Genomic DNA, 14,709 nt, shown 5'->3' with positions numbered 1-14,709 from the left:
GACGAGGGCCGGCTAACGCATCGAGAGCATGATTCGAACCGAAGGACCGCGTCAGCGAAAAGTGGGAAGCGGTTTTCGGAAAAGATCATGCTCTTCAAGAGAGAGTTAGGTCAGAAGGGCGTTTCTACCAAACGTGATCCTGATCTGGGCGGTCTTGCATTCAGGCGGCGAAGAGGACCAAGACATGCCGGGGGAAAACCCGCCTCGCGCGGGATCGGCCGTTTCCGGCGGCCATGACGATTCCGATAGCACTGGCTCCGTCACGACAGGCGGTGGCCTGAAGAGGCGCGTCGGCGCCCGCACCGCCGGCTTTCTTGCCACCTCAGCTCTTGCCGGCCCGCTCACCTCGTTTGCAGCCCATGCCGAGCCGGCCATTGCGCAGAAGGCCGGACTGTCGGTCAGCGCGGTCGAAGTCATCCAGCTCGCCATGTTCGTCGGCGTCATGGGCGCGGCACTGGTCTCGGCCATCTTCCTGATCCGCGAAAGAGCCCGCACCTCGGCGCAGAATGTCGAACTCAGAGCCCGCATTGCCGACATCAATGCGGCGCTGCAGCGCTCCGAGGCGCTGCTCAATCTGCGTGACCAGCGCGTCATCGTCTGGGCGTCCGAGAACAAGAAGCCGGAGCTGATCGGCACGCTGCCGCTGGAAAGCGGTGCGCCGGACGACCGTGCAGCCTTCCTCGCCTTCGGCCGCTGGCTGATGCCGCGCTCGGCGGCGGCGCTCGAAAATGCCGTCGCTGGTCTGCGCGAGAAAGCGAAACCCTTTGATCTCGTGATCGAATCGCAGGCCGGGGCGCCGCTTGAAGTGCATGGCCGCAAGAGCGCCGCGCATGTGCTGGTGCGCTTCGTCTCGTTGTCGGAGACGCAGCGAAGCCAGGCCCGGCTGAAGATTGAGAACCAGCGGCTGGCCGCCGACTATGAGACCATGATCGGCCTGCTCGACGCCTTGCCGATGCCGGCCTGGCTGCGCGCCACCGACGGGCGGCTGAAATGGGTCAACCGTGCCTATGCCGGAGCGGTTGAGGCACCGAACGCCGAGACCGCGGTGCGCGAAGCCAAGGAATTCCTCGGCGCCCAAGCGCGCGAACAGATCGCCGCGCAGCACAAATCGCGCCCGATCTTCGAACAGACGCTGTCGACGGTGATCGAGGGCGACCGCCGCGTGTTCGCCGTCACCGACTTCGCCGGTGCCGACGGCTCGGCCGGCCTTGCCTGCGACACCAGCGCCACCGAAACCATTCGCGGCGAATATGAGCGCACGGTGCGCAGCCATGCCGACACGCTCGACCAGCTCAACACGGCGGTGGCGATCTTCGATGCCAACGAGAAGTTGCGCTTCTTCAACCAGGCGTTCCAGAAACTGTGGGGGCTGGACCCGGGCTTCCTGCACAGCGCGCCCGACAATGCCCTGCTGCTCGACCGGCTGCGCAGCGAAGGCAAGATCGCCGAGCAGCCGGAATGGCGGCGCTGGAAAGAAGGCCTGCTTGGCGCCTACCGCGCGGTGGAATCGCAAGAGCATTGGTGGCATCTGCCCGACGGCAAGACCATCCGCGTGGTGGCCAACCCGCAGCCGAAGGGCGGCGTGACCTGGGTGTTCGAGAACCTGACCGAGAAGATGGACCTGGAAAGCCGCTACCAGACGGCGGTGCGGGTCCAGGGCGAAACGCTCGACAATCTGGCCGAAGGCGTCGCGGTGTTCGGCCCCGATGGGCGGCTGCGCCTGTCGAACCCGGCCTTTGTCGCGCTGTGGGGACTGAGCCAGGATGTGATCAAGCCCAACGTCCATGTCTCGGCGATCCGCGATCTCAGCGACCAGCGCGCCGTCGACAGCCCGTGGGGCGGGTTCGTCGCCGCCATCACCGGTTTCGACGACGAGCGCCGCGACCGCCATGGCCAGACCGAACTGAAGAACGGCACAGTGCTCAGCTACGCCGTCATCCCGCTGCCCAACGGCCAGGTGATGATGACCTTTGTGGACGTCACCGACAGCGTCAATGTCGAGCGCGCGCTGAAGGACAAGAACGAAGCGCTGCAGAAATCCGACCAGCTGAAGAACGAGTTCGTGCAGCACGTCTCCTACGAGCTGCGCTCGCCGCTGACCAACATCATCGGCTTTACCGAGCTTCTGTCGCTGCCGGCGACCGGGCCGCTCAGCCCAAAGCAGCGCGAATATGTCGAGCATGTCGGCTCGTCATCCTCGGTGCTGCTCACCATCGTCAACGACATACTCGACCTCGCCACCGTCGACGCCGGCATCATGCAGCTCGACATTTCGGAAGTAAGCGTCGAGCGCACCATCGAGGCCGCGGCCGAACTGGTCGCCGACCGGCTGCAAGAGCATTCGATCAAGCTCCGGATCGACGCCGCTGCGGCGCCGAAGAGTTTTCACGGCGACGAGACCCGGGTTCGCCAGATCCTCTACAATCTGCTCAGCAACGCCGCCAATTACGCGCCGGAGGCGAGCACAATCACGCTTGCCTGCCGGCATTTGGAGCAAGGTGTGGAATTCTCCGTCCATGACAACGGCCCCGGCATGCCGCCGGACCTGCTCGATTCGGTGTTCCGCCGCTTCGAGCCGCGCACCAATGGCGGGCGCCGGCGCGGTGCGGGCTTAGGCCTGTCGATCGTCAAGAGCTTTGTCGAGCTGCACGGCGGCAGCGTGCGCATCGAGACCGGCAAGGACAAGGGCACCACCGTCATCTGCACCTTCCCCGATGCACCGTCGGGCATCCGCGCCGCGGCCGAGTAGCGCGCTCGATGACTGTTGTTGTGCTGGAGCGTTTTCTCGCCGACGAGGCTGCGACCGCAAGACTCGGCGAAGACCTGGCCATGGCGCTACGGCCGGGCGACGTGCTGGCGCTCAAGGGCGATCTCGGCGCCGGCAAGTCGACGCTGGCGCGGGCCCTGATCAGGGCGCTGGCCGATGATGCCGGCCTCGATGTGCCGAGCCCTACCTTCACCTTGGTGCAAAGCTACGACACGCGCATCCCCGTGCACCATTTCGATCTCTATCGCCTGTCCTCGGCCGGCGAGATGGACGAGCTGGGTTTCGACGAGGCGCTGCTGCAGGGCGCTGCCCTTGTCGAGTGGCCGGAACGGGCGGAGGCCGCTCTTCCGAGAACGTCGATCTGGATCGAACTCGTCCATCAGGACGAAGGACGATTGGCGAAACTATCGGGCCAAGGCGTTGCCTTCGAACGCGTGGCGCGATCGCTGGCGATGCGCGATTTCCTCAAAACGGCCGGTTGGGGCGACGCCGCGCGGCGTCATTTCGTCGGCGACGCCTCGGCGCGCTCTTACGAGATTGTTTCGCTCGCCGGCCTTGCGCCGCGCGTGCTGATGAATTCGCCAAGGCTGGTGCTAGGGCCGCCGGTGCGCGACGGCAAGCCCTATGCCGTGATCGCCCACACGGCGCAGTCGGTCACCGCTTTCGTCGCCATCGACAAGGCGCTGCTGTCGCAAGGTGTCAGTGTCCCAAAAATCCATGCCGAGGATCTCGAACGGGGCTTTCTGCTGCTGGAGCATCTGGGCTCGGAAGGTTTTCTCGACGGCAATGATGAGCCGGTGGCCGAGCGCTACGCGGCAGCGGCCGAATTGCTGGCGATGATGCATGGGAAGACCTGGCCGCAGCGCATGGAGGCCGTGCCGGGCGTCTTCCACGAGGTGCCGCCGTTCGATCGCGACGCCATGCTGATCGAAGCCGATCTCTTGGTCGATTGGTATGTGCCGATGGTGACCGGCAGCCCGGCAAGCGAGGCTTTACGCGCCGGCTATCACAGGGAATGGAACGCGGTTCTCGATCGGCTGGACACACAGGAATACACGCTGATGCTGCGCGACTTCCATTCGCCCAACATCATCTGGCGCGGTGACCGCAAAGGCCACGACCGCCTCGGCATCGTCGACGTCCAGGACGCGCTGATGGGTCCTGCGGCCTATGACGTTGCGTCGCTGGCCATGGATGCCCGCGTCACCGTTTCGCCCGATATCGAGCAGCGGACCGTGGACGCCTATGTCGCTGCGCGCCACGCCGCCGTCGGCTTCGATGAGGACGCCTTCCGCGCGGCCTATGCGATCATGGCGGCGCAGCGCAATTCGAAGATCCTCGGCATTTTCGTGCGGCTCGAAAAGCGCGACGGCAAGCCCTATTATCTCCGACACCTGCCGCGCATCCGCGATTATCTCAGGCGGGCGCTGGCGCACCCGGCGCTGGCTCAGTTGAAGGAGTTTTACATGGCACATGGCCTGCTGGAGGAACGGCTCCCGTGACCTTGACCACAGCGATGGTGCTGGCGGCTGGTCTTGGCAAGCGCATGCGGCCGATCACCGACACCATGCCGAAGCCGCTGGTGCGGATCGCCGGCAGGACCTTGCTCGACTGGGGGCTGGACAGTCTCGAAGCGGCCGGCGTCGAGAAAGCCATCGTCAACGTGCACTATCTGCCGGACCAGATCGTCGCCCATATCGCCCACAGGCGGGCGCCAAAGATCGTCATTTCCGACGAGCGCGACGCGCTGCAGAATTCGGCGGGTGGCATCGTCAAGGCATTGCCGCTGCTGGGTGCCGAACCCTTCTACATCATCAACGCCGATACGTTCTGGATCGACAGCGGCCAGCCCAGCCTCGAGCGCCTTGCCCTTGCATGGGACGGCGCGAAAATGGATATTCTGCTGATGCTTACCGATCTCGACTCGGCCACCGGACACGGTGTCGGCACGGATTTCCTGATGGCGCCGGATGGCGGCCTGCGGCGCTCGAAAGGCGATCCGGCCGGGTTGATCTATGCCGGAGCGGCAATCGTCAATCCCGCCATCTTCAGGGATGCGCCGGCCGGGGCGCATTCGCTCAACACCTATTTCGACAAGGCAATCGCCTCTGGCCGTCTGTTCGGCATGCAGATGCGCGGAAGCTGGATCACCGTCGGCACTCCCGACGCCATTCCGCAGGCGGAAGCGGCGGTCGCCGACGCTCTCGCGAAGGTGGTATGAGCGGCGCGCGCCGCGTTCTTTCGATCCCGCCCGGAGCGCCATTCCTGCCGACTCTGGCCGAGGCCTTGCTGGCCGGACGGCTGGTGCCCGGCTTCCGGTTCGACGGCGATCCGCTGGCGCTGGCTGATGTCACCATCTATGTGCCGACACGGCGCGCGGCCCGTGCGCTGCGCGGCGCTTTTGTCGACGCGCTTTCGGGACCGGGAGGGAGCCGCCGTTCGGCGATCCTGCCGGTCATCCGCCCGCTCGGAGAGTTCGACCAGGACGAAGCCGCCTTCGACGCCGGCACGCCGACCGAGCTTGAAATGGCGCCGCCGATCGCAGCCATCGAACGCCTGCTGCTGCTGGCGCCGCTGGTGCAGGCCTGGAAGCGCACCCTGCCAGCGCATGTCCTTGATATGTTCAACGAAGAGATTGTCGTGCCGGCCTCCGCCGCCGATGCGATCTGGCTGGCGCGCGACCTCGCCCGGCTCATGGACGAAATCGAAACCGAAGGCACGGACTGGACCAGGCTTGCCGATCTGGTCACCGGCAATCTTGCCGGTTGGTGGCTGGTGACGCTCGATTTCCTCCGTATCGTCACCGAGGCCTGGCCGAAATTGCTGGAGGAGCGCGACCGCTCCAACCCGGCCGCGCACCGCAATGCGCTGATCCGGCGCGAGGCGAAGCGGCTGGAACGCAACCCGCCCAAAGGCCCGGTGATCGCCGCCGGCTCGACGGGCTCTATTCCGGCCACGGCTGAACTGCTTGCCACGGTCGCCAGCCTGCCTAACGGCGCCGTGGTGCTGCCCGGGCTCGATGGGATGCTGGACGAACCGTCTTTTGCCGCGATTGCGGCGCCCGGTGCGCGGCCGGCACTGCTCGGCCACCCACAATACGGCATGGCCAAGCTGATCGGCAAGGTTGGCGTGCTGCGTGGCGATGTCGAGGAAGTGGTCGCCGCCGAGCCCGCACTGGTGCTCCGCGCGGCCCTTGTCGGCGAGGCGCTGCGTCCGGCCGAGACCACGGAACTATGGGCCGAGACCCGCATACGCTTCAACGCCCTGGATATCGCCGAGGCCTTCGCCGATGTGACGCTGGTCGAAGCCGCCAGCGAACGCGACGAGGCGGCGGCGATCGCCATCGCGCTGAAAACCGCCGTGGAACAGCCGGGGCACAGGGCAGCGCTCGTTACCGGCGACCGCGGGCTGGCGCGGCGCGTCTCGGCCGAGCTGTTGCGCTTCGGTGTGATCGCTGACGATTCCGGCGGCACGCCGCTCGCCAACACGCCTGCCGCCAGCCTGCTGCGGCTCACACTTCAAGCGGTATTCCGGCCCGGCGATCCCGTCGGCCTTTTGTCGCTGCTCAAGCATCCGCTGCTCGGGCTCGGACTTGAGCGCACCGGCGTGCGCCATGCCGCCGAGCTCATCGAACTCGTGGCGCTGCGCGGCGGCACCGGACGCCCCGACATCGCCGCCTTGCCAGCACTGTTCGAGGAGCGTCTCGCCGGGCTGAGCGGGGACAAGCGCCAGCCCTTCTGGTTTTCGCGCCTGAGCGTGCGCGGCATCGACGATGCCCGCGATATGCTGAGCCGGCTTGTGACGGCACTGGCGCCGCTGACCGCCTTTCGCGGTGAAGAGAATGCCGATCTTGTCGCGTTGACCAGAGCGAGCGTCGCCGCGCTGGAAAATCTCGGCCGCACGGCGGAGCGCAGCCTGGCTGAATTTTATGCCGGCGACGCCGGCGAGAAACTCGCCGAGCTGCTGCGCGGTGTGGTCGCGGCCTCGGCCTCGTTCGACTTCCCGGCCGACGAATGGCCTGATGTGATGGACGCGCTGGTAGCACCGGAAACGGTCAAGCCCGGGCAAGGCACCGACCGCAACATCGCCATTTGGGGGGCGCTGGAAGCGCGGCTGCAGAATGTCGACACGCTGGTCATTGGCGGGCTGAACGAGGGCGTGTGGCCACGCAAGCCGGAAAGCGATCGCTTCATGTCGCGGTTGATGAAGACCGGCATCGATCTCGAGCCGCCGGAGCGCCGTATCGGCCTTGCCGCCCACGACTTCCAGATGGCGATGGGGGCGAAAAAGGTGGTGCTGACGCGCTCCGCCCGAGCCGGCGACGCACCGGCGGTGCCGTCGCGCTGGCTGCAGCGCATCCTCACCTTCATCGGCAAGGATCCGGCGGCCGCATTGCGCGGGCGCGGCGACGAATTGCTTGCCTGGGCGCGCGCGCTCGATGCCGGCGAGCGGCAGCATTTCGCGCCGCGACCGCAGCCGAAACCGCCGCTGAGCATGCGGCCCACCCACTTCTCGGTGACCGAGATCGAGACGCTGCGCCGCGACCCCTATGCGGTCTATGCCAAGCGTATTCTGAGCCTTCTGCCGCTCGAGCCGGTGATCCGCGATCCCGGTGCGGCCGAGCGCGGCACGCTGTTTCATGACATCCTGCATCTGTTCTCGACAGAGGTGGCGGATCCCCGCGCGCCCGAAGCTCTGGAACGCCTCATCGCTGCCGGCCGGACCTGCTTTGCCGAGATCGCCCTGCCCGCCGACGTCGAGGCTGTGTGGTGGCCGCGCTTCGAAAAGCTTGCCGCCAACATCATCGAATGGGAGCGCGGCCGCGCTCCCGCCGTCGCCCGGCGGCATGCCGAGGAGCGCGCCGAAAAGACCGCTGTCGGCCGCACCGGCGTGACGCTGTCCGGCTATGCCGACCGCGTCGACCTTTTGGCCGGTGGCATGGCCGACATTCTCGACTACAAGACCGGCTCGTCCCCGTCCAAGGCGCAGGCCCACACGCTGCTGGCGCCACAGCTGGCGCTCGAAGGGGCGCTGCTCCGGCGCGGCGCCTTCAAGGGGCTTGGCGCGCGCGAGCCCTCCCAGCTCGCATTCGTGCGGCTGAAGCCGAATGGCGAAGTGTTCGAGGAATCCATCCTCGACTACAACCGCCAGCCTCGGACCGCCGAAGACCTCGCCGAGGAGGCTTGGGCGCGGTTGGAAAAGCTGCTGGTCCACTATGCCGATCCGACGACCGGCTATCTGTCGCGGGCGCTGCCTTTTCGCGAGGGCGAGAGCGATGGCGATTACGACCATCTGGCGCGCGTGCTCGAATGGTCGGCCGGCGGCGACAGCGATGACGAGGCGGGGGAGGCATGAAAAAAGCCTATCCCATCCCCAGCGAAACCGCCGCCAGCCAGGCGCGCGCCTCCGACCCGAAGAACTCGGCCTGGGTGTCCGCCAATGCCGGCTCGGGCAAGACGCATGTGCTGGCCCAGCGCGTCATCCGGCTGCTGCTCAACGGCACCGATCCGTCGAAGATCCTGTGCCTGACCTATACGCGGGCGGCCGCCGCCAACATGTCGAACCGCGTGTTCTCGACCCTGTCGGAATGGACGGCGCTCGGCGATGCCGAGCTTGCCACAAAGATTGAGGCGGTGGACGGCCGCCGGCCCGACCGCGACACGATGCGGCGGGCGCGCCGGCTGTTTGCCGAAGCGCTGGAAACGCCGGGCGGGCTGAAAATCCAGACCATCCACGCCTTCTGCGAATCGGTGCTGCACCAGTTCCCGCTGGAGGCCAACATCCCGGCGCATTTCGAAATGCTCGATCCGCAGATGGAGGCCTCGCTGTTTGCCGGCGCCCGCCGCGACATGATTTCGGGCACGTCAGCCGGAGACGCCGGACTGGCCGAGGCCTTTGCCACCGTGCTGGAGCGCGGCGGCGAACACGGACTCGATGCGCTGCTCGCCGAAATCGTGCGCAAGCGCGACGGCTTACGCGGCTTCATCGATGCGGTCCGGCGCGACGGCGGCGGCTTTCAGGCCCTGTTCGACGAATTCCATTTTCGCCCCGAGCAGAGCGCCGAAGACATAGCGGCATCGGTATGGCCGCTGCCGGGTTTCCTGCCGGACTTCTTTGCAGTGTTCGCCAGTGCCGCCGAGGCCACCGACGCCCGCACCGTGCTCAACAATCTCTTGCCCTATGCCCGCTTGGCCTTTGCCGAGACGGACCCGACCCGCCGGCTGCAGATGCTCGGCAAAGCCTTTCTCAAGGCCGATGGCGACCCCTATGATCCCTCAAAGTTGTTCAAGAAGGCGCTGCTCGGCCGGCTGCCCGACCTTCCCGAGCGCTATCTGGCGGCCGTCAAGGCGATAACAGAGGTCTCCGACCGGCTGGCGCTGTTCCGGATGCTGGAAGGCACGGTCGCGGCGTTGACCATAGCCGACTGGCTGATCGTGCGGTACGAGCGCCTGAAGCGCAGCCGCGGCTTTCTCGACTTCAACGACCTCATCACCCGCACCGTCAACCTTCTGGCGCGGCCGGATGCCGGACCCTGGGTGCAGTACAAGCTCGACCAGGGTATCGACCACATCCTGCTGGACGAGGCGCAGGACACCAGCCCCGACCAATGGGAGGTGGTGAAGCGGCTGGCGGAGGAGTTCTTTGCCGGCCACGGCCAGCGCGGCACGACCAATCGCACGGTGTTCGCCGTCGGCGACGAAAAGCAGTCGATCTATTCCTTTCAGGGTGCCGCGCCGGATTCCTTCGCCGACAGCCGGCTCTTGTTTTCCGGACGCGTGAACGCCGCCAATGCTTCGTTTGCCGACCTGAAACTGACCTGGTCGTTCCGGTCGGCCGACGACGTGCTTGCCGCCGTCGACCGCGTCTTTGCCGATCCGGGCGTGCGGCGCGGCATCAGCCATGACCCCGATCCGCTCGACCACAAGGCGATCCGCAACGACGCGCCTGGCTATGTCGAGGTCTGGCCGTCGCTCGGCGCTGACGCCGTCGAGGAGCCCGACGACTGGACGTTGCCGGTCAATCATGCCAGCGCGCCGGCTGTGCGGGTGGCCGAGCATGTGGCTGCGACCATCCAGACCTGGCTCAAGGACCGCGAGATCATCGAGGGCAAGGGACGCAGGCTGAGGGCCGGCGACATTCTTGTGCTGGTGCGCAAGCGCGACCGCTTCGTCCATGCGCTGTCGCGCGCGCTGAAGGACCGCGATATTCCCGTCGCCGGCGCCGACCGGCTGAGCCTGCCCGGCCACATCGCGGTCAAGGACCTGATCGCACTCGGCCATTTCCTCATCCAGCCGCAGGATGACCTGTCGCTCGCCGCCGTGCTGCGCAGCCCGGTTTTCGACGTGTCGGAGGAGACGCTTTTTACGCTTGGCGCCGGACGGCCAGCCGGAACATCGCTGATCGCCTCACTACGCCAGCATGCTGGCGACAATACCGCGCTGACCGATGTCGTTGCCCGGCTCGACGGCTGGGCCAACGAGGCGGCGTTCCGGCCGGTGTTCGAATTCTACGCCGGGGTGCTGGCGCGCGACGGCCTGCGCAAGAAGATGATCGCCCGGCTTGGACCGGAAGCCGGCGACATCCTCGACGAATTCCTGAGCTTCTGCCTGGCCGAAGAACGCACTGGCCTGCCGGGGCTGGAAGCCTTTCTGGCGACGCTGGAGAACACCGGTCCGGAGATCAAGCGCGAGATGGACCAGTTGCGCGACGAGGTCCGCGTCATGACCGTGCATGCCGCCAAGGGCCTGGAAGCGCCTGTTGTCTTCCTGGTCGATGGCGGTTCGGCGCCGTTCAGCGACCAGCATCTGCCGCGGCTCATGCCGTTCGACGCTTCGGGCCGCAATTTCGACGGCAAGGGCTATCTCTGGCGCTCAGCCGCCGATGTCGCCAACGGCTTCTCAAAGGCAGCCTCGGCCAGGGCGCGGGAGCTTGCCGACGACGAATACCGCCGGCTGCTCTATGTCGGCATGACACGCGCCGAGGACCGGCTGATCGTCTGCGGCTATCACGGCAAGCGTCAGCCCAGCACCGGCACCTGGCATTCGATCGTCAGCCGCGCGCTGCTGGCAGCGCCGGAAAGCACGGAGCGCCATCATCCCGCCAGCGGCGAGCCGGTGCATCGCTTCGTCATCACCAAGCTGCCGCCGGTGGCGCTGGCAGCCGCCGACGAGGCGCGGCTGCCGCAACCGCTTTTGCCGTTCTTGCCGGCAAACCTGTTTCGCCCTTTGCCGCCTTATGAAGAACTGCCGCGCCCGCTATCGCCTTCCGGCGCTTCGGCGCTGATCGACGAGGGCAAGGAGGCGGTCGTCGATACGCGTTCGCCGGTGCTGGACAGCGAAGCGGAGCCCGGTTTTGCCGTGATGCGCGGGCTGGCGCTGCACAAGCTGCTGCAGATGCTGCCCGGTTTTGCCGAAGACGAACGGCAAGGCGCGGCGGCGCAGTATCTCATTCGAGCCGGCGCCGACTGGCCGGAGGCCGAGCGCAACAAGGCGCTGGCTTCGGTGATGGCGATCCTCAGAGATTCGCGTTTTGCCGGGCTGTTTTCGCCGTCGTCCCGCGCCGAAGTGGCCGTCATGGGCAGTATCGAGGTCAAGGGCAGGCTGCGCTCGATCTCCGGCAAGATCGACCGGCTGGCGGTGACGCCCGGGCGCGTATCGATCGTCGACTACAAGACCAACCGGCCGGCGCCCGCAGGCCTGGCCCAGGTGCCGCCGGCCTATATACTGCAGCTGGCGCTCTACCGCGCGCTGCTCCAGCCGCTTTACCCCGGCCGCGCGGTGACGGCAGCACTGCTGTTCACCGAGGCACCGAGGCTTATCGAACTGCCGGCGCAGGCGATGGATGACGCCCTTGCCCGACTCACGGGAGCGTGACACAAGTTCTGCTTGAAGAAGGGCTGCTCAACCACCACATTTGGTGCGAGATAAATTTCGAAAGGATTTCGCATGGCCACCGTCAAGGTCGACAAGAGCAATTTCCAGGCCGATGTGCTCAACGCCTCGCAGCCCGTCGTCGTGGATTTCTGGGCCGAATGGTGCGGCCCCTGCAAGATGATCGGTCCGTCGCTGGAAGAGATCGCCAACGAACTCGGCGACAAGATCAAGATCGCCAAGCTGAACATCGACGAGAACCCCGAGCTTGCCGCCCAGTTCGGCGTGCGCTCGATCCCGACGCTGATGATCTTCAAGGGCGGCGAAGTCGCCGACATGAAGGTCGGCGCCGCCCCGAAGACCGCGCTGTCGCATTGGATCAATGGCAGCCTCGCCTGATCCTGTAGAAATTTCAGACGTTAAGCCCGGCCCTCGCGCCGGGCTTTTCTTTGGCGTTATCGCCTGACCTCTCTGGCACTCGCGCCTGAAGCCTCCATGTCTTCTGCTGAGGCTGGACAGGAGAAACAGAATGACCGGATCCGCCAAGGCCACCGTCTTCATCGACAATGAGCGCGTCATCGTCACCGAATACCGCTTCCAGCCCGGCGACAACACCGGCTGGCACCGGCATGGCCATGACTACGTCGTGGTGCCGCTGATGGACGGCAAGGTGAAGCTGGTGACCAAGGACGGCGAGAGTTTTGCTGAAATGAAGAAGGGCGCGCCCTACTTCCGCAAGGAAGGCGTCGAGCACGACGTCATCAGCGCCAATGACGGCGAATACGCCTTCATCGAGATCGAGCTGAAATAGGCCTCAGGCTGGTGCCGCGGCCGCCGATGTCTATTTAGTTTGAGCCACGGTTTTTTTGGCCTGCCTAGGCTTGCCGGGCTTCCGTCCGGTCGCGGGCTTCAGGACCTGCCCATATCCCTCTATAGCGCCCGTATACACACGATAGAGAAACGTCTCTCGGCTTACGAAATACGCGACACTGGGCTGGCCGGATGCATCATTGGGGCGCGTCGGTCTGTGGGCCACTCGAACAATTGGGTGCGGTGGCTCGATGGCTCCCGGTAACATCACATGATCGCCGACCCGCGGAGCATATTCAAATATCAGCTCCTCCGGCGGGTCGTTGTCGACGGTAACAAGACACTTCACAACCATTCGAGCTTGCCTCCATGCTTGGCCAAGCATATCGGGGCTTCTGCCCGAGGGGCAACCGCCCGATAGATTCCCCGGGCCAAAATACTACCAGTCGGCGATGCGATCCCCGCCGGTGAATTGCGCGCTTTTTGCGGTGTATTCGAACAGCTCGATCTTCACGCCGTTGGGGTCGCGGATCCAGGCCTGAAACGTGTCGTCGCAGGCATGCTTCTTGGCCGTGATATCAATGCCTTTCGACTTGATGTGGGCGATCGCCGCATCAATGTTTTCCACCTCAAGGCAGAAATGGTTGATCTGGTTGAGCTCGCTATGGCTGGTGCCGTCCTTCTGGAACACCTCGACATGGCTGCGATCGCCGCAATTGAGGTAGAAGCCGAAGATCTTGCCGTCGCGCAGGAAGTTGAACTGCGTGTCGAGGCCGAGCACGTCGCGGTAGAAGGCCCGCGTCGCTTCCAGATCATGCGCGAAGATGCAGACATGGGCGAGTTGCTTCACCTTGATCATCACCGGCTCCCTCGCGAAAGTGTGGATTCAGGTCGGTGGCGTGCCGTTTTCGGCCAGCACCGCACCGGCGAGATACAGCGAACCACCGATCAGGATGCGCGGCGCCGGGCCGTCCCAGGTGTCGCGCAGCAGCATCAGCGCACTGGCGACGGAACTGACCGGTTCGGCCGTGAGGCCGGCTTCGGTCGCCCGCACCGCCAGCTCGTCATTCGGCACGCCGGCATCGCTCATGCTCACCGGCACGGTGTAGACGTGCCGAGCCAGGCCCTTGAAGGCGTGGAAGTAGCCGCTCTGGTCCTTGGTGTTGATCATGCCGGAGATCAGAAACAGCGGCCGCGGGTTCTTTTCCTCCTGCTCGGCCAGCGCCTCGGCAATGACCATGCCGGCGCCCGGATTGTGGCCGCCGTCGAGCCAGATGTCGGCGCCCTTGGGCGCCAGCTCCATCAGCCGGCCCTGTACCAGTTTCTGCATGCGGCCCGGCCATGCGACGCTCGCCATCGCCTTCTCAGTGGCGCGATGACTGATTTCGAAACCGGTGGCCTTGACGGCGGCAATCGCTGCCGCCGCATTGGCGAACTGGTGGCGCCCGGGCAGGCGCGGTGGCGGCAGGTCCATCAGCCCGTCCTCATCCTGATAGACCATGCGGCCGTTTTCCTCGAAGGCGAGAAAATCCTGGCCGTAGACGAAGGTCGGGCAATCCAGCCGCTCGGCGGTTTCGATCAGCACTTGCAGCGCCGTCTCGCTCTCCTGCGCGCCGATGACCACCGGGCAGCCGCGCTTCATGATGCCGGCCTTTTCGGCGGCGATCAGTTCGACCCGGTCGCCGAGATAGGCTTCGTGATCCATCGACACCGGCATGATCACCGACACCGCCGGCCGGGCAACGACATTGGTGGCGTCGAAGCGGCCGCCAAGGCCGACCTCGATGATGGCGGCGGCAGCCGGATGCTCGGAAAACAGGATGAAGGTGACGGCGGTTAGGATTTCGAAGACGGTGATCTTCTGGCCGGCATTGGCCCGGGCGACGCGGGCGATGGCCTCGGCGAAGGTCTCGTCGTCGACCAGCCGGCCGCCGCCCTCGGCCGCCAGCCGGTAGCGCTCGGCCCAGTTCACCAGATGCGGCGAAGTGTGGACATGGACAAGGTGGCCGCCGGCTTCGAGCAGCGCGCGCGAAAAGGCCGCGCACGAGCCCTTACCGTTGGTGCCGGCGATATGGATGACCGGCGGCAGCCGCTCCTGCGGATTGCCGAGGCGTTCGAGCAGCCTTGTGATGCGGTCGAGCGAAAGGTCGAAGCCTTTCGGATGCAGCGCCATCAGGGCTTCGATTTCACGATCTGCGGCAAGCGTTGTCATGAGCGAATCCTACGCATGCGCGCAGGTGCACGCAATCGCGGTTTGCGGCC

The 14,709-nt window shown here is 65.7% G+C and carries 9 protein-coding genes; 7 read left to right on the top strand and 2 right to left on the bottom strand.

Going from position 1 to position 14,709, the window contains the following annotated elements; translation table 11 throughout:
- Positions 1-184: 184 nt before the first annotated feature.
- The 7 genes from NKI96_RS14045 (at position 185) to NKI96_RS14015 (ending at position 12,448) form a co-directional block, all read left to right on the top strand.
- Entirely contained in the window at positions 185-2,749 is a 2,565-nt protein-coding gene (locus NKI96_RS14045) for a sensor histidine kinase (protein ID WP_023687430.1), read from the top strand.
- An 8-nt stretch (positions 2,750-2,757) separates the two neighbouring features.
- Positions 2,758-4,269 (top strand): tRNA (adenosine(37)-N6)-threonylcarbamoyltransferase complex ATPase subunit type 1 TsaE, encoded by a 1,512-nt coding sequence (gene tsaE, locus NKI96_RS14040; protein WP_352804824.1) that lies wholly within the window; start codon positions 2,758-2,760, stop codon positions 4,267-4,269.
- Positions 4,270-4,283: 14 nt separating this feature from the next.
- Positions 4,284-4,988: a nucleotidyltransferase family protein gene (locus NKI96_RS14035; protein WP_352804895.1), complete on the top strand. Its 705-nt coding sequence runs from the start codon at positions 4,284-4,286 to the stop codon at positions 4,986-4,988.
- Entirely contained in the window at positions 4,985-8,122 is a 3,138-nt protein-coding gene (gene addB / locus NKI96_RS14030) for a double-strand break repair protein AddB (protein WP_352625064.1), read from the top strand. Before NKI96_RS14035 ends, addB begins: the two co-directional genes overlap by 4 nt.
- Complete coding sequence (addA, locus tag NKI96_RS14025; protein ID WP_352804822.1) at positions 8,119-11,640, top strand: double-strand break repair helicase AddA; 3,522 nt, start codon at positions 8,119-8,121, stop codon at positions 11,638-11,640. The genes addB and addA overlap by 4 nt, the downstream gene beginning before the upstream one ends.
- A 72-nt stretch (positions 11,641-11,712) precedes the next feature.
- Entirely contained in the window at positions 11,713-12,036 is a 324-nt protein-coding gene (gene trxA, locus NKI96_RS14020) for a thioredoxin (protein ID WP_023672297.1), read from the top strand.
- Between the two features lie 130 nt (positions 12,037-12,166).
- Positions 12,167-12,448: a cupin domain-containing protein gene (locus tag NKI96_RS14015; RefSeq protein WP_023681396.1), complete on the top strand. Its 282-nt coding sequence runs from the start codon at positions 12,167-12,169 to the stop codon at positions 12,446-12,448.
- Between the two features lie 438 nt (positions 12,449-12,886).
- Here the strand turns inward: NKI96_RS14015 and NKI96_RS14010 are convergent, their stop codons facing one another.
- A complete protein-coding gene (locus tag NKI96_RS14010; protein WP_023693068.1) occupies positions 12,887-13,306 on the bottom strand; it encodes a VOC family protein in 420 nt (139 codons plus the stop codon).
- A 27-nt stretch (positions 13,307-13,333) separates the two neighbouring features.
- A complete protein-coding gene (locus NKI96_RS14005) occupies positions 13,334-14,659 on the bottom strand; it encodes a bifunctional folylpolyglutamate synthase/dihydrofolate synthase (protein WP_023672293.1) in 1,326 nt (441 codons plus the stop codon).
- Positions 14,660-14,709: the final 50 nt, after the last annotated feature.

Origin of the sequence: Mesorhizobium sp. M0292 (genome assembly GCF_040321695.1) — a bacterium.
Lineage (GTDB): Bacteria > Pseudomonadota > Alphaproteobacteria > Rhizobiales > Rhizobiaceae > Mesorhizobium.
This window is presented reverse-complemented; position numbering and strand designations above follow the sequence as displayed.